Genomic DNA, 22,465 nt, shown 5'->3' on the forward strand with positions numbered 1-22,465 from the left:
TGTGCATTGCCGTTGGGATTGGATCGCCGCGCCGCGGACGTCTGCTGTTGGACACCTCCGCGTCCGTGGCGGCGTGGGTGGGTATGGTTTTTCCACAGGTGCATGCCGACCCTGGACGCGGGAGGAAGATGACCGCGGAGCGTGAAGTGGGAAGGCAGTCCTCGCAGGTGACGCTGAAGACGGCGTTCACCGTGTGCTTCGCCGTGCTGACCGTGGTGGCGCTGGTCGCGCTGGTGATGCGCACGACGGTGGCGCTCACCCTCACGGGCATCGCCATGCTGCTGGCGCTCGCGCTGGAGCACGGAGTGTCCTGGCTGGAGCGCAAGGGACTGCCGCGCATGCTGGCCATTGCGGTGGTGATGCTGGGGCTGCTGACGGCGATTGCCGCGCTCGCGCTGCTGGTGGTGCCCGCCGCGGTGGCGCAGGTGGACGCGCTGGTGGTCCAGTGGCCACACCTCTGGGCGGAGCTGCGCGACTCGCGCCTGTTCCGGCTGCTGAGCAGCCGGCTCTCCACCCTGGGCTGGCCGCGCAAGCCGGAGGACGCCGCGTCCCACCTGGCCGGGGGGACGACGCTGCCGGAGCTGGTGGTGCTGGCGATTGGCGGAGTGGTGGGCCTGACGGGCGGAGCGCTCACCGTGTTCTTCCTGGTGGGCTTCATGCTGGCGTTCGGCGGCGGCATGCTGAAGCGCCTGCTGGACCTGGCGGGACCGGAGCACCGGCTGCGCTATGTGCGCGTGCTGCGCAACGTGTACCGGGCCACCGGCGGCTACCTGGCCGGGCTCACGCTCATCTGCACCGTCAACGCCACGCTCACCACCACGGTGCTGGCGGTGCTGGGCGTGCCGTACTTCCTGCCGCTGGGCATCGCGAGCGGCTTCTCCAGCATGGTGCCGTACGCGGGGCCGGTGATTGCCGGCGGCCTCATCACCCTGCTGACGTGGGCCACGGGCGGCATGTGGATGGCGCTCGGGGTGATGCTGTACTTCGTGCTGTACGGGCAGCTGGAGGGGAACGTGCTGGCGCCGCTCGTCTTCCGGCGCACGGTGCACGTCAACCCGCTCATCGTCCTGCTGGCGGTGCTCTTCTGCGCGGAGCTGGCCGGAGTGGTGGGCGCGATGGTCGCGGTGCCCGTCGCGGCCGCCGCGCAGATCATCACCCGCGAGGTGCTGAGCTTCCGCAAGGAGCGCCGGAGTGCGGCGAGTCCGGCCCCTCCGGACGCGGCGTGAGGTGAGGAGCAGGCAGAGGGGGGCGCCTCCCGGAAGCGCGCCGAGACCGTCCTGTTCGGAAATGTCGGGGGGTTTGCGCGGCGAAATGTCCCGACATTTCCGAACAGCATGCCCCTGGACGCGTCCGCCTCAGCCTCCCGCCACCTCGCGCAGTGACGCCTCCACTCCGGCGAGCAGCTCGTCCAGCGCGGCGTCCGGGAGGTTGAGCGCGGGGGCGATGTACACGGTGTCCCCGAGGGGCCGCAGGTAGAGCCCGCGTCGCCGGGCCGCCTCGTACACGCGCCAGCCGCCTCGCGCGAGGTAGCCGCCCCCACCGAGGTCCACCGCGCCCACCATGCCGAGCGCACGCGGGCGCACGAGCCCTGGAATCGTCTGGGCCATCCGCTCGAAGGCGGCCCGGATGCGCGGCGCCTTGCGCGCCACCTGCCCGAGCACGTCCTCGTCGCGGTACACGGCGAGCACCTCGCGCGCCACCGCCGCGCCCAGCGGATTCCCGCAGTACGAGTGCCCGTAGTACAGCGCCCGTTGCGGCGCGCCGAGGAAGCCGGAGAAGACGCGCTCGGACGCGAGCGTCGCGCCGAACGGCAGCAGCCCGCCGGAGAGCGCCTTCGCCAGGCACAGCAGGTCCGGCACCACGCCGGCCAGGTCCACCGCGAAGCGCGCGCCGGTACGGCCCAGGCCGGTGAAGACCTCGTCGGCGATGAGGAAGGTATCCACCTCGCGGGTGGCCTCTCGCACCGCGCGCACGAAGTCCGGCGAGTACATCAACATGCCCGCGGCCCCTTGCAGCACGGGCTCCAGGATGACGCCGGCAATCTCGTCCGGGTGCGCGCGCAGGGCGGCCCGCACCTGCTCGAAGGCGCGCTCCCAGCCGCCCTCCTCCGCCGGAGACGGCACGTGCACCACGTCGAACAGGAGCGGGCCGAACACCTCGCGGAACAGCGGCACGCCGCCTACACTGGTGGCGCCAATCGTCTCGCCGTGGAACGCGCCGGACAGGGTGATGAAGCGCGCGCGGCGGGGGCGCCCGTTCTGCGCCCAGTACTGAGCCGCCATCTTGATGGCCACCTCCACCGCCGTGCTGCCGTTGTCCGAGAAGAAGACGCGCGACAGCCGCTCGCCCGCCGGCAGCGAGGCCCGGTCCGAGCCCGGGGCGATGGCGGCCAGCTCCGCCGCGAGCAGCGCGGCCGGCTCATGGGTGACGCCGGCCAGCGAGACGTGCGGCAGGCGGCCCGCCTGCTCGGTGAGCGCCCGCACGAGCCTCGGGTGACGGTGGCCCAGCGTGGACACCCACCAGGAGCCGTTGGCGTCGAGGTACCGCTGGCCGTCCACGTCCCAGAAGTACGGCCCCTCCGAGCGGGCGACGACCATCGGGTCCGTCTCCGCGATGTACGCCTCCATGGCGGTGTAGGGATGCCAGACGTGTCCCTTGTCCGACCTGACGATGTCTGCCCGTTCCACGCGTGCGCTCCGGGTCATGGGATGTTTGCTGCTCCTTGGAAGTGCCTCGTACCGCGAAAGACACGGCCACGGCACCGTGCGTCACGAGGGGTGGCACCCCGTTCTTCTGATGGAAACCTGAAGCCAGGGCCCGCTCTCCCGCCCTCTGTCACGCGGTTCGGGGCCGGCCATGACGCTGCCATGACATGGGGGGTGTTCCCTCACACATCATGGTCGTCATCGCCTTCTTCATTTCGCACTGGCTGCTCTGTGTCTTCTTCCAGAGCTTCTTCCAGCACCGCTACGCCGCGCACCGCATGTACACCATGGGTCCCCGCACGGAGCGGGTGGTGCACCTGCTGACGTACCTGGTGCAGGGCTCCTCGTACCTGTCGCCGCGCGCGTACGCCGTGCTGCACCGCGAGCACCACGCGTTCTCCGACACGGAGAAGGACCCGCACTCCCCCCACTTCTTCAAGGACGTGGGGCGGATGATGCTGCACACCAAGAAGCGCTACGAGGACTACTGCGCCGGGCGCGGTCAGCCCGAGGCCCGCTTCCTGGGTGGCTACCCGGAGTGGCCGCTGGTGGACGACACGCTGCGCACCTCGTGGTGGGCGACGCTGTTCTGGGTGGCGCTGTACACGGCCTTCTACGTGGCCTTCGCCACGTCGCCCTGGCAGTTCCTGCTGCTGCCCATCCACTTCCTGATGGGCCCGGTGCACGGCGCCATCGTCAACTGGTGCGGGCACAAGTACGGCTACCGGAACTTCAACAGCACCGACAAGTCGCGCAACACGCTGCCGGTGGAGGTGCTGTGCATGGGTGAGCTGTTCCAGAACAACCACCACAAGTACGGCAGCAGCCCGAACTTCGCGGCCCGCAGGTTCGAGGTGGACCCCACGTGGCAGGTGATGCGCGTGCTGGCGAAGCTGGGCGTCATCCGCATCGCCACCCCGCAGCGCGCCGTCTGGCCGGAGCCCCGCGAGGCCGCTCGCGAGGCCGGGTCGGCCCAGGCCGCCTGACGTCTCCGGAGGGGCCCTGCCCCTCCTCCGAGGCTCGCGCCCACCGGCATGCTGGCCGGACGCGCGGGCCTCCCGGGGACGGGCTCGAGGCCCCACCCGCCGTCCGCCCGCCACCGGACCGGGCAGTCAGTCCGCAGCACGGGCCCGGGCTCCGCGTTAAATGAGCCCCCGTGCCCGCCGACACCCCGCTCCGCCTCCGCATCCTCGAAGCAGTGACAGACGTCCCGGCCGCGGCCTGGGACGCGCTCGCCGGCCCCGACGCGCCCCCCTTCGTGCGGCACGCGTGGCTCGCGGCCATGGAGGAGAGCGGCAGCGCCACCGAGGAAACGGGCTGGGCGCCGCACCACCTGACACTGTGGCGCGGAAAGCAGCTGGTCGCCGCCGCGCCCGCGTACCGCAAGTTCCACAGCATGGGCGAGTACATCTACGACTTCGGCTGGGCGGACGCCGCCGCCCGCCTCGGCGTCGAGTACTACCCGAAGCTCGTCGTCGGTGGCCCCCTCTCCCCCGCCACCGTCCCCCGCTTCCTCATCGCCCCCGGCGAGGACGTGCCCGCCCTGCGCCGCGCCCTCCTCACCGCCGCCACCGAGAGCGCCCGTGAGTCCGGCTGCTCCTCCGTCCACATCCTCTACCCCACCGGTGAAGAGGCGGACTTCCTCGAGGGCGAGGGGCTCGCCCGCCGCATCACCCTCCAGTTCCACTGGAAGAACCCCGGCTACCGGAGCTACGACGACTACCTGGCCCGCTTCGACTCCAAGCGCCGCAACCAGCTCAAGCGCGAGCGCGGCGCCGCCGCCACCCAGGGCATCTCCCTGCGCACCGTGCGCGGCGGCGAATTGACGCAGGCCCACGCGAAGCGCGCCTACGGCTTCTACACCTCCACCTGCGAGCGCCACGCCTGGGGCCAGATTCAGCTCACCCCGGACTTCTTCGCCCGCGTCTTCAGGGATTTGCCCGACGCCGTGGAGATGGTGGAGGCGGTGAAGGGCCCGAAGGTCATCGCCGGGGCCTTCAACCTGGCCACCCGGGAGCGGCTCTACGGCCGCTACTGGGGCGCCTTCGAGGAACACCCCTTCCTGCACTTCAACGTGTGCCTCTACCACTCCGTGGAGGACTGCATCCGCGCGGGCCGCAAGGTGTTCGAGCCCGGCGCGGGCGGCGAGCACAAGGTCTCCCGCGGCTTCGAGCCCACCGCCGTGCACAGCGCCCACCTCCTCTTCGACAAGCGGCTGGACGGCGCGGTGCGCAGCTTCCTGCACCGCGAGCACCAGCGCCTGGCGCCAGCCATAGACGAGGCGGAGAAGATTTGCGGCCTCAAGCCCTGGCCCCTGGCCGCCAGCCCCGCCGCCGGGGGAGCCACCGGTACCTGAGCCGCCCTCCGGGCGCCGGGCGCCGGGCCTGGAGGGGAGCCCTGGGGCCGGCCGGATTGTCAGCCCGAAGCAGTCAGCCCTCTTTACGAAGTTGTGAAACCTGGGTGGGCTCGTAGAGTGTCCCCGCTATGAAAGCCCCGGAGACGGACGAAGACTTCATCCAGTGGTACGAAGACTGCTGGGCGGACCGCGACGAGGTCGAGTACCCCAAGATGTTCGGCGCCATCGACGAAGGCGTCTTCACGCTCGACCAGACGGACGCCATTCAAGCGTGGATGGAGAGTGAGCTGGCGCAGGTGAAGGAGCCGGACCCGAACTGGGGTCCCATGGGCGTGCGCGTGGCCCCGCCGAGCGCGGACTACCCGTACTGGACCTATGTCACCAGCGGCCTGTCCAACCCCTTCACCGTGGCGCCCGGGGAGGAGTTCCCGGACGACGCGCCCAGCGGGATTGGCTACGAGATGGTCATCCACACGCCCGAAGAGGCGAAGTGGCCGGTGTTCCGGCTGCTGGACATGATGGCCTACAACCTCGTCTGCATGCGCGCCTTCGCCATGGGCCACCGCTACCCGGTGGAGGGCACGCTGGACGGCGGTGACTCGAAGCTGGCCGGCTTCGTCTTCGTGAGGGACCCGTCCCGCCCGGACCACTTCGCGCTGCCCAGCGGCAAGGTGCAGCTGATTACGCTGGTGGGCGCCACGAAGAACGAGATGGCCTTCGCCCGCTCCAACGGCATGGACAAGCTGATGGCGAAGCTCGTCGCGGCCGGCAGCGGCTACATCACCCGGCCCGAGCGCGACGAAGTGAAGCTGTAGTCACTTCCCTTCCGCCGCGCGCGCCGGTGGCCCTCGTGCCCCGGCGTGTGGCGGCGCGCCCTCCACCAGGGCGCGCAGGGTGGCTGGCTCGAAGGGCTTCTCGATTCGCGGCAGCGGCACCATCTGCAGGAAGGTGCGGGCGCGCTCGGTGAAGCCGCCGCCCGTCATGAAGACGAGGCGCGACAGCACTTCCGGCTGGCGGCGGGCCAGCTCCTCGTACACGTCCATCCCCGTCACGTCCCCCATCATCAAGTCGCAGAAGATGCGGTCGAACGCGTCGTCGTGCGCCAGCAGGTCCAGGGCCTCGCGCCCGCTGTGCACCAACACCACCTCGTGCTGGCCGCCGAGCACGCGGCGCAGCACGGCGGCGACCTGCGGCTCGTCGTCCACCACCAGCACCCGCTTGCGCTCGCCGTCGCCCTCCGTGGCCTCCGGCTCGGCGGGAGGGGCGACCTCGTGCGTGGTGGGCAGGCGCACGCGGAAGGTGCTGCCTCCGCCAGGCGTGCTGGTGGCCGTCAGCTCCCCGCGCATGCTGCGCACCAGCCCCAGCGCGGTGGACAGCCCCAGGCCGGTGCCGGCGCCCACCGGGCGCGTGGTGAAGAAGGGCTCGAAGACGCGCTCCAGCACCTCGGGCGCCATGCCGTGGCCGGTGTCCGTCACCTCCACCACCACCCACGCGCCCTCGGCGCGCGAGGTGAGGGTGACGCGGTGGTGGCCCGCGTCCCCCTCCGGAATCGCGTGCGCGGCATTGACGAGCAACTGGAGGAACACCTGCGCCAGCCGCGCCTCATGTGCCATGACGGTGGGCACGACGGCGAAGTGCCGCTCCACCTGCGCCCGGTAGCGCAGGTGCGGCATGGCCATGGACAGGCCGAACTCCAGCGCCGCGTGCACGTCCACCGGCGACAGGTGCGGCTCGTCCGCGCGGGCGAACGTCAGCAGGTCCCTCACGGTGACGCGGATGCGGTCCGCGCCCTCGCGGGCCTCGCGCAGGGCGTCCAGCGCCTCGCTCAGCGCCTCGCCGTCACCGGGGTTGCCCGCAACCAGCTCCAGTTGCTCCAGCGCGAACTGGAGGTTGCCGGTGACGTAGGAGAGCGGGTTGTTGATTTCATGGCCCACGCCCGCCGCGAGCTGGCCGGCCATGGCCAGCTTCTCCGTGCGCACCAGCTGCTCGCGCGCGGCCACCAGCTCCTCGGTGCGCTGCTGGACGAGCGCCTCGGCCTCCAGGCGGCCGGAGTGCTCGCGGGCCAGCAGCATGTCGCGCTCGGCCTCCAGGTGCTTCTTGCCGGTGATGTCGGTGCCGAAGACGGACAGGTTGCCGTTGGCGCACCAGGCGTGCACCTCGTGCCAGCGGCCGGGGGAGATGCGCACCTCGAAAGTCGTGGCCGCGCCATCGGTGGCCACGCGGCGCAGCTCGCGCTCCAGCCGGGTGCCGAGCATCTCCGGGCACGCCTCCCACAGCACGCGGCGGAAGAGCTGCTCCTGCGTGCGCCCGGCGATGGCGGCGGCCTGGTGGTTGACGTAGGTGACGCGCCAGTCCGGGTCCACGGTGAAGAAGGCGTCCGGGGTGCCCTCGAGCACGTCGCGCACCCAGGCCAGCGTGTCGCGCACGCCCTCCTCCACGCGCACGGCGCTGGTGACGTCGCGCAGGCGCAACAGCACGCCGTCGCGCAGCGGCACGGCGGTGCCCTGCAGCCACGCCTCGCCCTCCGGGAAGCTGTCCGCGGCGGGCCGGCCCGTCTCCACCACCTCGCGCAGCACGTCCACCCGGCCGCCCAGCCCGGCGTCCGCGGACACCTCTCGCAGCCTCCGCCCGCGCAGCATCTCCGGCGAGCGGCCCAGCGCGCGCGCCGCCGCGGGGTTGGCCCACAGCCACTCGAAGTCGGTGATGGCGCCGCCAGGGTCGCGCACGGCGCGCAGCACCATGCAGCCCTCCGGCTGGCAGCGCTCCGCCTCCTCCAGCGCGGACAGCAGCACGTCCGCGCCCGGAGCCGGGGTCCTCGGGGATGTGTCTGTCTCCTCCATGCGCCGCCTACTCCGACCTACGCGCGCCCGGAGGCCAGCGTCCAGAAACAGCAGGGGTTCCGGCGTATGTCGCCACGAACCGGGGGCTTTCTCAAGCCACGCCGGAGATGGTTGCCGCGTGACAGCACGAGAACCCGCGAATCAATTCAGGGTAGACGACCCGTCACGGTGGGCTCCGGCCACGCAGCTTCCCACCGTGGGAGTGGCACGTGGCGGCCTTCCGGACGGACACACGGGCTTCTCTTGGGTGTCCCGTCTTCACGGAGAGCGGACTAGGGTGCGGCCTCCGACATGACGCCCACCCTCATCACCGCCGTCGCCTTCGAGCCGCTGCACCTGCCTCTCACGGAGCCCTTCGCCATCGCCACCGGCGCGCAGCACGCCGCTGAGAATGTGCTGGTGCGCCTGACGCTGGCGGACGGCACGGTGGGTCTGGGTGAGGCAGCGCCCTTCACCGCCGTCAGCGGCGAGACCCAGGGCAGTACGCTGGCCGCGCTGGAGACGGTGCGCGCGGGGCTGCTCGGCAAGGACGTGCGCGCGTGGCGGCCGGTGTCGGAGTGGCTGGGAGACTCGCTGGCGTTGGCGCCGTCCGCGCGGGCCGGCGTGGAGATGGCGCTGCTGGACGCGCTGGCGCGGCACCACCGCGTGCCGCTGTACGTGCTGCTGGGCGGCGCGGGGACGGCGCTGGAAATCGACATGACGGTGACGGCGGGGGACGTGCCGCACGCGCGCGAGTCCGCGAAGGCCATCCTCGCGCGAGGCATCTCCACGCTGAAGGTGAAGGTGGGGGCGCTCGCGCCCGACGAGGACGCGGCGCGCATGGTGGCCATCCACGAGGTGGCCCCGCGGGCCCGCCTCTTCGCCGACGCCAACGGCGGCTATGACGTCGGCGAGGCGCTGGCCTTCCTGAAGGAGTTGGAGCGGGCGGACGTGCCGCTGGCGCTGTTCGAGCAGCCGGTGGCCGCGTCGGACTTCGCGGGCATGGCGGAGGTGTCGCGGCGCTCGAAGGTGAGGGTGTGCGCGGACGAGTCGGCGCGCTCGGCGAAGGACGTGCTGCGGCTCATCCGCGAGGGGGCCGCGCACGGCATCAACATCAAGACGATGAAGTGCGGCGTGGTGGAGGCCCTGACGATGTGGAGCCTCGCGCGCGCGGCGGGCATGGAATTGATGGTCGGCGGCATGGTGGAGAGCGTGCTGGCCATGACGGCCTCCGCGCACCTGGCCGCGGGCCTGGGCGGCTTCACCTACGCGGACCTGGACACGCCGCTGTTCATCGCGAGCCACCCGTTCCAGGGCGGCGCACGCTACGACGGCGCACGCCTGGATTTGGACCCGGACGCGCCGGGGCACGGTGTCACCCTTGCCTGAGTCCGGGTGACGGCGCACCCGGACGGTGCGAGCACCCTCCCCGCACGGCCGGCCGCTGTGTTGCCGGGGTGACGGTGCCGGACGCGACACGCGGTAGATTGCGCCCGTCGCTCAGGCGGGAAGGCACCCGCGCGGCATCCGTCCGAGGGGGACATGGAACACCTGGGGAACCTGCGCCAGCCGCTGCTCTGGCTCGCCGTCACGCTGGCCGTGGTGGGCGGGTGCACGGAGTCCGTGGCCCCGAAGCCTGACGGCCCGCGTGGCACGTCCTCCGCCGCGCTCGAAGTCACGGGGCCCGAGCTCGTCGCGGACCTGCGGTCGGGTTACTGGAGCACCCGCCCCGGGAGCGCTCCGTCCGGCTTCATGGACCTGGGCGGCACGGCCCTCTTCGCCGCCACGGAAGCCAGCAGCGGGCGCGAGCTGTGGACGAGCGATGGCACGGAAGCCGGCACGCAGCTGCTCAAGGACCTCCGGCCCGGCGCCGAGAGCTCCGCTCCCAGCGACTTCGTCGTCATGGGCGGCGTCATCTACTTCACCGCCGATGACGGCAGCTCCGGGCGCGAGCTGTGGCGGACCGACGGCACGGCCTCCGGCACCGTGCTGGTCAAGGACATCGCCTTCGGTTCGGACTCCTCCAGTCCCAGCAGCCTGAAGGTCGTCAACGGCATCCTCTACTTCTCCGCGACGGATGGCGTCCTGGGGCCCGAGCTGTGGCGCAGCGATGGCACCGACCCGGGAACGAGGCTCGTGAAGGACATCGTCTCGGGCGCCAACGGCTCCTCGCCCCAGCACCTCACCGCCGCGGGCAACCTGCTCTTCTTCTCCGCCACCACGCCGAACAACGGCCGGGAGCTGTGGCGCAGCGATGGGACGTTCAACGGCACCTTTCTCGTCAGGGACCTCGGCTCGGGGTCCCAGGACGGTTTCATCTCGGAGCTGGTGGCCGTGGGCACCCGCGTCTTCTTCGTCGGCCTCGAGCTCTCGACCTTTCGCGCACTCTGGACCAGCGACGGCACTTCGGGTGGCACCCGGCTTGTCCATTCCACGCGACCCAACATCCCGAGCGAGAGCGACAGAATCCAGTCGCTCACGGCGATGAACGGGAGGCTCTACTTCGCCTCGATAGGCACCTCCGGCGGCGCCTCTGTCGGCTCCGAGTTGTGGACGAGCGATGGGAGCACGACGTCGCTGGTGAAGGACATCGCCCCCGGGACCGGTGGCAGCTCGCCACGGGAGTTGGTGGCGGTGGGCAGCACGCTCTACTTCAGCGCGAACGACGGCAGCACCGGCGTCGAGCTCTGGAAGAGCGACGGCACGGCGGCGGGCACGCAGCGGGTCGCCGACATCGCGCCGGGCGCGATGGGCTCCGGTCCCCAGAAGCTGACCGACATCCACGGCGTGCTCTACTTCAGCGCGAACGACGGAAGCACGGGCCGGGAGCTATGGCGGAGTGAGGACATCCCCTTCGGGACGCAGCGGGTGATGGACATCAACTTCGGGCCGGAAGACTCCAATCCCGAGGGGATGACCGCCGTCGGCACGCGCGTCTTCTTCGCCACCGACGGCCTCGGCTGGGGCGTGGAGCCCTGGTGGACGGACGGCAGAGACTACATGCCGACCCGGGACATCTACACCGAGATGGGCCACTCGGACCCCCGGGCACTCACCGCGCTCGGCGACAGGCTCTACTTCACCGCGGACGCGGACGAGCTCGGCCGGGAGCCCTGGGTGACCGACGCCTCGGGCACCTGGATCCTCCAGGACATCTACACGGGCGCCTTCAGCTCCAACCCGACCCGCTTCGTCCCGATGAATGGCGCCCTCGTATTCGACGCCAACGACGGCCTCACCGGCCAGGAGCTGTGGACGAGCAACGGAACCCCGGCCGGCACCCGGCTCCTCAAGGACCTCCAGCCCGGCGCCCTCTCCAGCTCCCCTCGGGACCTGAAGGTCCTTCCGCAGTTGGGCAGCCGGCTTCTCTTCACCGCGAACGACGGGCAGACAGGCTTCGAGCCGTGGATCAGCGACGGCACCGCCAGCGGGACCCAGCTCCTCAAGGACGTCTGGGCGGGGAGCGCAGGTGGCTCCCTGAGCGGGGGCTTCGTCGAGTTCCAGGGCAGGGGCTATTTCGGTGCCTCGGACGGCACGAGCACCACCCTCTGGCAGACCCCGGGCACGGCGGCCGGGACGGTCTCCCTGCAGAACGTCGTGCCCTACTTCGACAGGGCCGTCGCCGTCACGCCCGGCTTCTTCTACTTCGCCGGCTCCCTCGGCACCTCGAACGACGTCGAGCTGTGGCGGAGTGATGGCACCCGCATCTGGACGAACCGCGTCAAGGACATCAACCCGTCGGGCTCCAGCTCGCCGGCCGACTTCGCCCTGATGGATGACCTGCTGTATTTCAGCGCCGCCCCGACTGCCACTGTGCGAGGCCTCTGGCGCAGCAACGGCACGGAGGCGGGCACCCAGGAGGTGGTGAATTACGCGGCGGGAACGAGGGGCTTCAACCCGCGCTACCTCTCGGTGGCGAACCGGGTCCTGTTCTTCCAGGCGCAGGTCCCGAATCTCGGCATCGAGCTGTGGCGGAGTGATGGAACGCTGCCGGGCACCCGGCCCGTGAAGGACGTCAACCCCGGCCCCACTGGCAGCATGGCCGACGAGCCGATGCTGGTGCTGGAACCGGAGGGGCTGGTGGTGTTCGCCGCCTCGGACGGTGTCACCGGCATGGAGCCGTGGATTTCGGACGGCACCGAAACGGGGACGCTGCCGCTCGGTGACCTCGCACCGGGCGCCCTCTCCTCCAACCCCCGCCTGTTCACGCGCAAGGGCAAGGACATCTACTTCGTCGCCAACGATGGGACCACCGGCTTCGAGCTGTGGCGCATGACGCTGGACATCCCGCCGGACACCACGCCGCCCACCGTCACCTGCCCGTCCTCGGTGACCGTGGAGGTCCAGAGCAAGACGGGCGCGACGGTGAGCTATCCAGCGGCCACCGTCACGGACAATGCGCCCGGCAGGCCGGCCCTCGTCTACAGCAAGGCATCGGGGACTGTGTTTCCCCTGGGGACGACGAGCGTCACCGCCACGGCGACGGATGCGGCCGGGAACAAGGGCGCGTGCTCCTTCACCGTCACCGTCCAGGACACCATCGCGCCCGCGCTGACGTGCCCCGCGGACGTCACGGCCGAGGCCACCGACAGCACGGGCGCCATCGTCAGCTACCCGTCCGCCAAGGTGACTGACACCGGCTCGGCGCCGGAGGTCACCTACAGCCAGGCGAGCGGGACGCTGTTCTCCGTCGGCACCACCGCCGTCACCGTCACCGCGACGGACACGTCCGGGAACAGCACCACGTGCTCCTTCAACGTCACCGTGCGCGACACCACGCAGCCGGCCGTGACGTGTCCGGCCAGCATCACCGCCGAGGCCACCCGTTCCTCGGGAGGCCTCGTCAGCTATCCGCCCGCCACGGCTTCCGACACGGCCAGCCCTCCGGTGACGCTGAGCTACAGCCAGGACTCCGGGACGGTGTTCCCAATCGGGGAAACGCTCGTCACCGCGACGGCCACGGACGCGGCGGGCAACAGCGCCACGTGTACCTTCTCGGTGACGGTCCACGACACCACCGCGCCCGTCCTGGTCTGCCCCACGGACGTCATCACCGAGGCAGCCGATGCCTCGGGCACCGTCGTGAGCTACCCGCCCGCCACCGTTTCGGACTCCGTCACCGCCTCGCCGGAGCTGACCTACAGCCAGGCCTCGGGCACGGTGTTCGCCCTGGGGACGACGGGCGTCACCGTCACCGCGCGGGATGCGGCCGGCAATACCTCCTCGTGCGCCTTCAGCGTCACCGTCCGGGACACCACGGCGCCGTCCCTGAGCTGTCCCACGGACCTCGTCACCGAGGCCACCGGTGCAGCAGGTGCAGCCGTGCCCTATTCGCCGGCCACCGCCTCCGACGCCGTGACGGCTTCGCCCGCGCTCACCTACAGCCACGCCTCCGGGACGACGTTCCCCATGGGAATGACGAGCGTCACCGTCACCGCGACGGACACTGCGGGCAACTCCGCCACGTGCACCTTCGGCGTCACCGTCCGGGACACCACCGCGCCTTCCGTGAGCTGCCCGGCGGACGTCATCGCCGAAGCAGTCAGTGCCTCGGGAGCCACCGTGAGCTACGCGCCCGCGACGGCTTCGGATGCAGTGACATCCTCGCCCGCGCTCACATACAGCCAGGCGAACGGGACACTGTTCTCGCTGGGCATGACGCGCGTCACCGTCATCGCAGAGGACGCGGCCGGCAACACTGCTTCATGCGCCTTCAACGTCAGCGTCCGGGACGAGACGGCACCCGTCGTGACGTGCCCCATCGGGGTGCCGTCCGAGGCCACCGGTGCAGCGGGCTCCGTCGTGAGCTACGCGCCCGCCACGGCGGCGGATGCCGTCACCGCGTCGCCCGTGCTCACCTACAGCCAGGCTTCCGGAACGGTGTTCCCGCTCGGAGTGACGACCGTCACCGTCACCGCGACGGATGCGGCTGGCAATGCCGCCTCGTGCGAGTTCGACGTCCTCGTCCAGGACACCACCGCGCCCACGCTGAGCTGTCCCGCGGACGTCACCGCCGAGGCCACCAACGCCTCGGGTGCCACCGTGAGCTACCCGCCCGCGACTGCTTCCGACGCCGTCACGGGCTCGCCGCAGGTTGCCTACGGCCAGGCGAGCGGAACGCTGTTCCCGGTCGGCACCACCGCCGTCACCGTCACCGCGAGGGACGCGGCCGGCAACTCGGTCTCGTGCTCCTTCAACGTCAGCGTTCGCGATGCCACGAAGCCAGAGGTGTCGTGCCCCGCGAGCGTCACCGTCGAGGCCACCAGCGCCTCGGGCGCCACCGTGAGCTACCCGCCGGCCACCGCTTCCGATACGGCCAGCCCTCCCGTGACAGTGGGTTACAGCCATGAGTCCGGAACGGTGTTCCCGCTCGGGGTGACGACGGTCACCGTCACCGCGACGGATGCGGCGGGCAACGCCGCCTCATGCACGTTCGAAGTCACCGTGCAGGACACCACCGCGCCCTCGTTGAGTTGCCCCGCGGACGTCCTCACCGAGGCCACCAGCACGTCGGGCGCCACCGTGAGCTACGCGTCCATGCATGCATCGGATGCCGTCACGGCTTCGCCCGCGCTCAGCTACAGCCGCGCCTCGGGGGTGCTGTTCGCGCTGGGGACGACGCATGTCACCGTCACCGCGACGGACGCGGCCGGCAACGCCGCATCGTGCTCCTTCGACGTCACCGTGCAGGACACCACCGCGCCCGCCCTGGTCTGCCCCACGGGCACCACCGCCGAGGCCACCAGCGCCTCGGGCGCCACCCTGGAGTACGCACCGGCCACCGCGTCCGACGCGACCACCTCCGCGCCGGAGCTCGTCTACAGCCAGGCCTCGGGCACGGTGTTCCCGCTCGGCGCCACGGACGTGGCCGTCACGGCCCGGGATGCGTCGGGCAACGAGGCGACGTGTCACTTCACCCTGACCGTGCGTGACACCACCCCGCCCTCCGTGGGCTGCACGGCGGACCTCACCGTGGAGGCCGAGGGTGCCGACGGCACGCCCGTCGCCTTCGAGCTGGCGAGCCCCCTGGACACCGTCACCCGCGCCCCCCAGGTGTCCACCAGCCATGCTCCGGGCAGCCGCTTCCCGCTCGGGACGACGGCCGTCACCGTGACGGCGCGAGACGAAGCGGACAACGCGGCCTCCTGCACCTTCTCCATCACCGTGCGGGACACCACGGCGCCCGTGCTCTCCTGCCCCGCGGACATGACCGTCAAGTCGCAGGACGATGCGGGCGCGCCTGTCACCTTCACCGCCTCCGCCAGCGACGCGGTGACGAGCTCGCCCGAGCTGACCTACAGCCACGCCCCCGGCAGCACCTTCCCGCGAGGCACCACGCCCGTGACAGTCACCGCGCGGGACGAGGCCGGGCAGACCGCCGGGTGCACCTTCCAGGTGACGGTGCGGCGGCCGGCCTCCGTGCCGGTTCCCGCGGAGCCGGTCGGCTTCGGCTGCGAAGCAGGAAGCTCGGGCGGTCGCGGAGCCGGCCTGTGGCTCCTGCTGCTGGTCAGCGCCGGCTGGCTCCAGCGTCGCTCCCGCTCGCTCGTGCGTTGAGGCCCCCGGGCGCGCCGGGGCACGGAGTCACGCGGGCCCGAGGGGCCGCTAGCACGCCCGCTCGCAGGACACGAGGTGCTGGGACAGGAAGTCGCGCAGCAGCGTCACCCGCTTGGGCAGGTGCCGGGAGGCATGCACGAGCGACTGCAGCGCGCCCGTGGCGCTGAACTTCGGCAGGACGTGCTCGATGGGCATGGCCGACGCGGAGAGACGCGAGAGGAGCTGCTCGGGCAGCAGGCCGATTCCATGGCCCCCCACGACGGCCTCGAAGACGAACTGCACGCTGTCCCCGCTCAGCGGCCCCTGGACCTTGATGCTCTCGGGACCGCGCGGGCCCACGAGCTCCCACGTCGCGTGGCCGCCGCTCCCCCGGTACAGCACCGCATCGTGGCGAGCCAGGTCGGCCACCGTTCGGGGCACCCCGCGCCGCTCGAGGTACGCGGCGGAGGCGTACAGCCGGTGCACGCTCACCCCGAGCCTCCGGACGATGAGGTCCGAGTCCCGGAGCTGCCCGGAGACGATGGCGATGTCCACCTGGCCTCCGACGAGCTCCGCGCCGCGGGCCGTGGTGACGACGTCGACGTGAATCCTCGGGTGCTGGCGGATGAACTCCCCCAGCAGGACGGCGAGCTTGCCTCCCAGCTCGGGCGGTGCCGCGACGTGCACCATGCCGCTCGGCTCACGCGCGGCCTCCCCCGCCAGCAGGTTCGCTTCGTCGAGCCCGGCGACGGCCTCGCGGGCGCGCTCGTAGTACGCGCGGCCAGCGTCGGTGAGTGCAATCTTCCGCGTCGTGCGCTCCAGCAGCACGATGCCCAGGTCCTCCTCCAGCTTCGCGACGCTGCGACTCACCGAGGATGTGGGCAACTGGAGGTGCGTCGCGGCGGCCGTGAAGGAGCCGGCCTCGACGACGCGGAGGAAGGTGGCGACGCGGTTCAGGTCCATTGCTCCCACAGCAATAATACGTTGCCTGGCGGTGGACTAGTGCTCAACGGGAAAGGCCGTTAGCGTGCGGGGCGACCTTCCTTGGAGCGTTCCCAATGTCTCTCGTTTCGAAATGGGGCCCGCGCGTCGCGCAAAGCCTGCTCGGCCTGGTGTTCCTCGTGTTCGGCCTCAACTTCTTCCTCCACTTCCTGCCGCAGCCCCCGCATCCCAAGGAGGCAGCTCCGTTCATCGAGGGGCTGATGGCGAGTGGCTTCGTGTTCCCGCTCATCAAGGTCATCGAGGTGACCGCCGGCATCGCGCTGCTGACGAACCGGTTCGTCCCGCTCGCGCTGACGCTGCTCGCCCCCATCATCATCACCATCACCGGCTTCCACTTCCTGCTCGCGCCGGCGTACGCGGTTCCCATCATCCTCCTCGTGCTGGAACTGTACCTGGCGTGGAGCTACCGCGCGGCCTTCGCGCCGATGCTGCGCGCCCGCGTGTCGCCTACTGCCTCGGCCGAAGCGGCTCCGGCGGGCCAGGCAGCGACCGCTCGCTGAGCCGCAAGGCCGCCGCCGGCCCGGTCTGCCGGCGGCGGTCGGTGAAATCACCTACGCTGTCCGGGGTGCGCTTCCATCCGCTCCCCGGGCACGAGGTCCGCTCCCCATGACTGAACCCACGCGCTTCGGTGGCCATGGCGTGCGGGCGCGCAGCATCTTCCTGTTCCTCTGGTCGGCGATGTCGCTGCCCAATGTGCTGGCGCTCATGGACGCGGGCCCGGTGCCCACGGCCGTGGGTGCCGCCGTGGCGCTCGCGGCGGGCGTGGGCCTGGGCTGGGTGGCGTCCCGGACGGATGAGAGCGTCGGGTGCCTCTTCGTCATGCTGGCGGGTGGCGGGGTGTGGCTGGGCTGGACGGTGGGCGAAGCCTGGGCCGGAGTGCCCGTGGGCAGACATCTGGGTGCGCTCGTGGGTGGAGCGCTGCTGCCCTCGCTGGCCGTCGGGGTCCGCGTCGTCATCGACTCCCGCCGGGAACGCGCGGGCGACGCGTGACGCGGCCCCCTTCGGGCAGCGACCTCGCGGAATGAACGTTCCTTCCACGCCCCCCGGCTCCCGGGCGGGGTGGCCCCGTCCTGAACCCGTGCCGCGCCGCAGCGGCAGCCGCCGGGTGGGTGCCTTGCCGCCCCAGCGCGGTTGGCGCGAGTCTTTCTTGAAATGCCCGTCTCTCCCAACGAAACACTTGCATCGTTGCTGCACCCCCAGCGGCGTGAAGCCGCGCGCAGGCGTCGACTGGCCGTGTTGGTGGCCTGCGCCCTGCCCCGGCCCGTTCCCCTGAGCACGCTGGTGACGGAGTTCGGCGAGGGCCTCCAGGAGGGCGCCGAGCTCGCCTGCGAAGAGGGCCTGTGCGAGCTGCGCCCCGGCGACCTGCTGGTGCCTGCGGGCCCAGCCACGCTGGACATGGCCATCAACCAACTGGAGGTCTCCGAGGTGCGCGCCACCTGCGCACGCGTCGCCCGGTGGGCCGCTTCCCCCGACGAGACCCTGCTGCTGACGCTGGCGGCGGATCCGCTGGGCGAAGGACTCCGGCACCTGGCGCACGCCGAAGGGCGCGCGGCGGGCATGGTGGAAGGGCTGCGCCACGCCCTGGAGTCCCCGCTGGACGCGCCCCTGCCCACCCCCTGGGACTTCCACGCGTGGGGCGAGCGGGGACGCTGGGCCTGCGCGCTGCTGTCCACGGCGGCGCACGTGCTGGTGCGGGTGGGCCGCCCGGAGTCGGGCCGCGCGTTGGTGGCCTGGGCACTGGGCCCCGAGGGGCTCGCGGGGCGCGTGGCACACGCGCACAACTTCCTCGCTCCCACCCACTTCCAGTTCCTCATCGACACCGGCCAGCGCGAGGAGGGCGTGGCCTATGCGCGCGAGGCGTGCCGCCACCTGTCCGCGCCAGAGGACACCTTCTCGCGGCTGATGCTGACGGTGCTGGACGGGCGCGTGACGATGGACGCGGGCGACGAGAAGCTCGCGCGCCGCCTCTTCACCACCGTGGAGCTGCAGGCCCGCGCGGCCGGCCTGGGAGACATGGTGGGCCTGGCCAAGGTGGCCTTCGCCACGCTCGCGCGGCGCGCGGAGCAGAACACCGCCGCCATCCAGCTCGGGCTCGCCGCGCTGGAGTTGCTGCGCGGGGACGTCCCCTTCGAGGCGGTGGCGCTGCTGGGGCTCGGCCTCGCCTACGCGAAGGAGGGGCGTCCCGTCGAAGCCCAGGCCGCCCTCACCCGAGCGCTGCCGGGCCTGGACATTCCCTTCCAGCAACTGCGCGCGTACCCGCAGGCCATCGCCGCCGACTGCTTCCTCGGAGACACCGCCGAGGCGGAGCGCAAGCTGGCGGAGCTCACGTCCCTCGCGCCCGACACGCCGTCGGGACGGAGGGCCATTGGCCTGGGCCGCGCCCACGTGCGGTGCGCGCGCGGTGAGTGGGAGGCCGCGCTGGAGACGCTGGACGGTCTGGGCACGATGGACGACGCCGGGCGCGAGGACCCGCACACCCTGCCCGAAGGCTGGCTGCGCGTGGAGGCGCTGCTCGCGCTGCGCCGCGCGAGGGAGGCGGCACAGGTGTTGGACGCGCTCGCCCGGGGCCTCTACCTGCGCAACCGCTCCACCGAGCCCGCGAGGCTGCACCTGTTGGATGCCCGCGTTGCCCTGGAGAACGGAGACGCCGCGCGCGCGAAACGAGCGCTCCGTCGCGCGGAGGCCTCTCCCGAGCGGCTGCGCGCCCACGACTTCGCCCTGCGAGCCCGGCTGCTCGCGCTCCAGCTCGCCGGGGAGGGCGGCAGCGAGGCCCAGCGCCAGCGCACCCAGCAGGCCGCGCGCGAGGAGTGGCGGCAGCTCGGCGCGCAGCTCCCGGCGGAAGCCCTGCACCGCTTCCGGCGCGCGTATGACAGGCCCCAGCTCCAGGCGCTCCTGGGTGAGACACCCGTGGAAGACGTGTCCGCGCCGGAGTACCTGCGCGGAGGCTCGCCCGCCTTCCGCGCCGTGGTGGCGCAGCTCAGACGCGTGGCGGGCTCGGACGCCAGCGTGCTGCTGTTCGGCGAGACGGGCGTGGGCAAGGAACTGGCCGCGCGAGCCATTCATGATGTGTCCCGCCGCGCGGCGGGGCCCTTCGTCGCGGTGAACTGCGCCGCCATCAACGACGAGCTGCTGCTGTCGGACCTCTTCGGCCACGAGCGCGGGGCCTTCACCGGCGCCATGACGCGCCAGCGCGGCCGCTTCGAGCAGGCGCACGGCGGCACCCTCTTCCTGGACGAGGTCGCCGACATCAGCCCGAGAGGACAGGCCGCCCTGCTGCGCGCGCTACAAGAACGCGCCTTCCAGCGCGTGGGTGGCACCGAGGAGGTGCGCGTGGACGTGCGCGTCGTCGCCGCCTCCAACCGGAATCTCGCGAAGGCGGTGCGCGCGGGCGAGTTCCGGCAGGACCTCTTCTTCCGGCTCAACGGCATCCAGGTGGAGCTGCCCCCGCTGCGAGAGCGAGACGGCGACGTGCTGCTGCTGGCCACCTGGTTCCTCCAGCAGGCCGCACTGGAGCGAGGAGGCCCGCCCCGCGCCTTCACACCCGAGGCGGAGCGCCTCCTGCGCGCCCACCCCTGGCCCGGCAACGTGCGCGAACTTCACAACACGGTGCGCGCGGCCGACGTCCTCTCGGACACTCCGTCCATCGGCGCCGCGGTGCTCGCGCCGCTGCTCCAGCGGGCCCTGGAGTGCGCCGAGCCGCGCCCCGTGCCCTCGGGGGGGACGGACCTCACCGGCCTGTTCCGCCAGCACGGCGGCTCGCTGCGAGACTTCCTCACGGAGGTGCAGCGCCAGTGCATCGCCCAGAGCCTGGTGGAGAACGGCGGCAACATCGTCGCCACCGCCTCCGCGCTGCGCATCTCCCGCTCGCGCCTCACCCAGTTGGTGCTGGGCAACGCGGAGCTGCGCCGCATGTCGGGCAGGGAGCCGGACGCGCTCCCCGCGCCTACTTCACCTCGAAAGACGGCTTCTTCACGCCCATGACGGACACGTCGGTGACGGGCTTCTCCACCACGTCACCGAGGACGCCGGGCAGCGCGCCGTCCTCTGACGCGCGCTGGAACCCCGCCGCCATCGGCTGGAGCCCCACCACCTGCGTCAGCCAGCGCGAGGTGAACTCCGGGTCGTCCAGATAGGACTCGCGCACGACGAGCGCCGTCGTGACTTCCACCAGCATGTGGTCGTCGACGCGCAGGAACTCCGAGGCAGCGCGCTCGGCCTTGCGCTCGCCGAGCACCCGGTCCGCCGTCTCCTCGTCGAGCACGTGGATGACGGCGCGGAAGCGGCCGGGCTTCGTCGTGCGGCCCACGCCGACAATCGACTCCTTGGGCTCCAGCCGCTCCAGCGCCAACTCCGGCCCCGGGCAGCCCGCCTCCACGGTGGGCGTCTTCGCGCCGAAGCGCGCCGCGGCCCAGTCGGGGTGGCCGCCCACGGCCTTCAGGCTCGCGCCGAGTCGCTCGGTGACGCGGGAGCCGTGGGCGCTCAGGGACGGAGCCTCCCGGACGCACAGACGCAGGGCGTCGCGGTTCGTCGTCAGCAGCGCGCTCTGGTCGGTGAAGTGGACGTCGCCATCCAGGACGTTGGGCGGAGCCTCGCCGCCGCAGCGGACCGCCGCGAGCACCATGCCGGACATCGCGGCCACGTGGAGCAATTCACGCAAGGGGAAACGCTTCATGGGGTGTTCCTCGAAGTCGAAAGGGGGTGGGGGGACATCAGTTGGTGCGGTCCGCGATGGAGCGCACGGACACGAAGTCGGACGTGGTGGGGTACCAGACGGGGTCCGTGCACCCGAGGCTGGCGTACAGGTCGTTGTGCATCACGCTGTGCATGCAGTGCCCGTAGTAGTCCGGGTCCCTCAGGCCCAGCAGGTGGCCCGTCTCATGGTTGATGAACTTGCGAGCGCGCGTGGTGGTGGCGAGCGCGGCGAGCTGCTCCCGCTTCAGGTGCGCGTTCATGTAGAGGTAGTGCTGGTGCGCGCCGCTGGAGTCCGTCACGGGGGACATCGCCGTGACGCACGCGTACTGCTCGCCGCCGCACAGCGAGGCCCAGGACTCGCGGATGCGGTACTCCAGCTCGATGCGGTTGCGGTCAGCCGTCGCGTACTCGTTGCAGAACTTCTGCGTGCGCCACAGGTCCACGCGCCAGTCGGCGGAGCCGTCCCAGACGATGTCGAAGGACAGCTGCGTCAGCGTCTCCTGGATGAAGGGCGCGATGGAGGAGGCGGGCATCGCGGACGTCTCGGACATGATGCAGTACTCCTCGTCCTGCGTGCCCGGGCCGCTGCCGCCGCTCGCGGGCCCGTTGTTCCCGTGGATGGTGGCGACGTGCCGCTGGTCCCACCCGGTGTGCGTATGCGACGCGTCGGCCGTGGGCATGAGGCGGTACCCGGCGAAGGCGGCGGTGGCCATCCAGCCAGCGAGCAGCCAGCGCGAGACACGCGGGCGAGGGGTGAGCGGGTTTTCAACCATGTGAGGTCTCCTGAGGGGATTGCGCTGCGGGGATGAGACGCGGCCCGCTTTTGCAGCACGTGTGCCGGGACTCCTCCCGTGGGCCGCGGTGCCCCCGTGCGGCCGGAAGCAGTCATGTGACGCATGGAATGACCGGAAAGTGGTCAGCCGCCCGCGAGACGCGAGCCCCCTCGCGCCATGAGCACACGCGCGCCGGTTCGGGTTACGCTCCGGGCATGACCCTGGCTGTCTGTGTCCGCTGCGGTGAGTCGAAGGTGGGTGCGTTCACGCCGTGCGCCCGCTGTGGCCTCGACCCCGCCGCGCACGGTACGGACAAGGAGTTGCAGGCCAAGAGCCTCCTGCTCACCGACCGGTACTTCCCGGGAGGCGAGCTGGAGGCGATGGGCCGCAAGCTCCGCGCCGGGGAGCTGGTGGCCTTCGACTCCGCGAAGCTCGCCGAGCTGGTGGAGGAGCTGAAGACGCAGAAGCTGCCCATCGTGTCGAAGGCGGCGCCGGGGTGCTCCATCATCGGCTGGGCGCTGTTTGGCGGGGCAATCCTGTTCGTCGTGGGCGTGCTGTGGCTGTGGCGGGCACGCGGCGCGTGAG

At 71.6% G+C, this 22,465-nt stretch carries 15 protein-coding genes; 10 read left to right on the forward strand and 5 right to left on the reverse strand.

Features of this window, described 5'->3' with window-relative positions; genetic code table 11:
- Nucleotides 1–128 precede the first annotated feature (128 nt).
- Nucleotides 129–1,226 carry an AI-2E family transporter gene (locus OV427_RS18460; RefSeq protein WP_267857436.1) on the forward strand — a complete coding sequence of 366 codons (1,098 nt, stop codon included), beginning with the start codon at nucleotides 129–131 and terminating at the stop codon, nucleotides 1,224–1,226.
- A 129-nt stretch (nucleotides 1,227–1,355) separates the two neighbouring features.
- Here the strand turns inward: OV427_RS18460 and bioA are convergent, their stop codons facing one another.
- Nucleotides 1,356–2,687, reverse strand: a complete 1,332-nt coding sequence (gene bioA / locus OV427_RS18465) for an adenosylmethionine--8-amino-7-oxononanoate transaminase (RefSeq protein WP_267863441.1) — start codon at nucleotides 2,685–2,687, stop codon at nucleotides 1,356–1,358.
- 209 nt (nucleotides 2,688–2,896) lie between these two features.
- Here bioA and OV427_RS18470 point away from each other — a divergent pair, with 209 nt between their 5' ends.
- From OV427_RS18470 to OV427_RS18480, 3 genes are all read left to right on the forward strand, one after another.
- The gene (locus OV427_RS18470; protein ID WP_267857437.1) at nucleotides 2,897–3,691 is read left to right on the forward strand and encodes an acyl-CoA desaturase; all 795 of its coding nucleotides are present in this window, start codon (nucleotides 2,897–2,899) and stop codon (nucleotides 3,689–3,691) included.
- 170 nt (nucleotides 3,692–3,861) lie between these two features.
- On the forward strand, nucleotides 3,862–5,061 hold the full coding sequence (locus OV427_RS18475) for a GNAT family N-acetyltransferase (RefSeq protein WP_267857438.1): 1,200 nt from the start codon (nucleotides 3,862–3,864) through the stop codon (nucleotides 5,059–5,061).
- Between the two features lie 128 nt (nucleotides 5,062–5,189).
- Nucleotides 5,190–5,876: a suppressor of fused domain protein gene (locus OV427_RS18480; RefSeq protein WP_267857439.1), complete on the forward strand. Its 687-nt coding sequence runs from the start codon at nucleotides 5,190–5,192 to the stop codon at nucleotides 5,874–5,876.
- Here the strand turns inward: OV427_RS18480 and OV427_RS18485 are convergent, their stop codons facing one another.
- On the reverse strand, nucleotides 5,877–7,901 hold the full coding sequence (locus tag OV427_RS18485; RefSeq protein ID WP_267857440.1) for an ATP-binding protein: 2,025 nt from the start codon (nucleotides 7,899–7,901) through the stop codon (nucleotides 5,877–5,879).
- Nucleotides 7,902–8,192: 291 nt separating this feature from the next.
- Here OV427_RS18485 and OV427_RS18490 point away from each other — a divergent pair, with 291 nt between their 5' ends.
- Together OV427_RS18490 and OV427_RS18495 are read left to right on the forward strand one after the other, a co-directional pair.
- Nucleotides 8,193–9,269, forward strand: a complete 1,077-nt coding sequence (locus tag OV427_RS18490) for a dipeptide epimerase (protein ID WP_267857441.1) — start codon at nucleotides 8,193–8,195, stop codon at nucleotides 9,267–9,269.
- Between the two features lie 153 nt (nucleotides 9,270–9,422).
- The gene (locus tag OV427_RS18495) at nucleotides 9,423–15,434 is read left to right on the forward strand and encodes an ELWxxDGT repeat protein (protein WP_267857442.1); all 6,012 of its coding nucleotides are present in this window, start codon (nucleotides 9,423–9,425) and stop codon (nucleotides 15,432–15,434) included.
- 48 nt (nucleotides 15,435–15,482) lie between these two features.
- Here the strand turns inward: OV427_RS18495 and OV427_RS18500 are convergent, their stop codons facing one another.
- The gene (locus OV427_RS18500; protein ID WP_267857443.1) at nucleotides 15,483–16,376 is read right to left on the reverse strand and encodes a LysR family transcriptional regulator; all 894 of its coding nucleotides are present in this window, start codon (nucleotides 16,374–16,376) and stop codon (nucleotides 15,483–15,485) included.
- Between the two features lie 95 nt (nucleotides 16,377–16,471).
- Here OV427_RS18500 and OV427_RS18505 point away from each other — a divergent pair, with 95 nt between their 5' ends.
- The 3 genes from OV427_RS18505 to OV427_RS18515 all read left to right on the forward strand — a co-directional run bounded on the left by OV427_RS18505 (nucleotide 16,472) and on the right by OV427_RS18515 (nucleotide 20,396).
- Nucleotides 16,472–16,915: a DoxX family protein gene (locus tag OV427_RS18505; protein WP_267857444.1), complete on the forward strand. Its 444-nt coding sequence runs from the start codon at nucleotides 16,472–16,474 to the stop codon at nucleotides 16,913–16,915.
- 106 nt (nucleotides 16,916–17,021) lie between these two features.
- Nucleotides 17,022–17,405 carry a hypothetical protein gene (locus OV427_RS18510; RefSeq protein ID WP_267857445.1) on the forward strand — a complete coding sequence of 128 codons (384 nt, stop codon included), beginning with the start codon at nucleotides 17,022–17,024 and terminating at the stop codon, nucleotides 17,403–17,405.
- 162 nt (nucleotides 17,406–17,567) lie between these two features.
- On the forward strand, nucleotides 17,568–20,396 hold the full coding sequence (locus tag OV427_RS18515) for a sigma-54-dependent transcriptional regulator (protein WP_267857446.1): 2,829 nt from the start codon (nucleotides 17,568–17,570) through the stop codon (nucleotides 20,394–20,396).
- On the opposite strand, the gene OV427_RS18520 is transcribed toward OV427_RS18515, so the two are convergent.
- A complete protein-coding gene (locus OV427_RS18520; RefSeq protein WP_267857447.1) occupies nucleotides 20,359–21,087 on the reverse strand; it encodes a hypothetical protein in 729 nt (242 codons plus the stop codon). The genes OV427_RS18515 and OV427_RS18520 overlap by 38 nt on opposite strands.
- 37 nt (nucleotides 21,088–21,124) lie before the next feature.
- Nucleotides 21,125–21,880: a hypothetical protein gene (locus OV427_RS18525; protein ID WP_267857448.1), complete on the reverse strand. Its 756-nt coding sequence runs from the start codon at nucleotides 21,878–21,880 to the stop codon at nucleotides 21,125–21,127.
- Between the two features lie 215 nt (nucleotides 21,881–22,095).
- Between OV427_RS18525 and OV427_RS18530 the strand changes: the two genes are divergently transcribed.
- Nucleotides 22,096–22,464: a hypothetical protein gene (locus tag OV427_RS18530; RefSeq protein ID WP_267857449.1), complete on the forward strand. Its 369-nt coding sequence runs from the start codon at nucleotides 22,096–22,098 to the stop codon at nucleotides 22,462–22,464.
- The last annotated feature ends 1 nt before the right edge of the window (nucleotide 22,465 follow it).

The sequence above is a fragment of the Pyxidicoccus sp. MSG2 genome, assembly GCF_026626705.1.
In the GTDB taxonomy this organism is placed as follows: Bacteria; Myxococcota; Myxococcia; order Myxococcales; family Myxococcaceae; genus Myxococcus.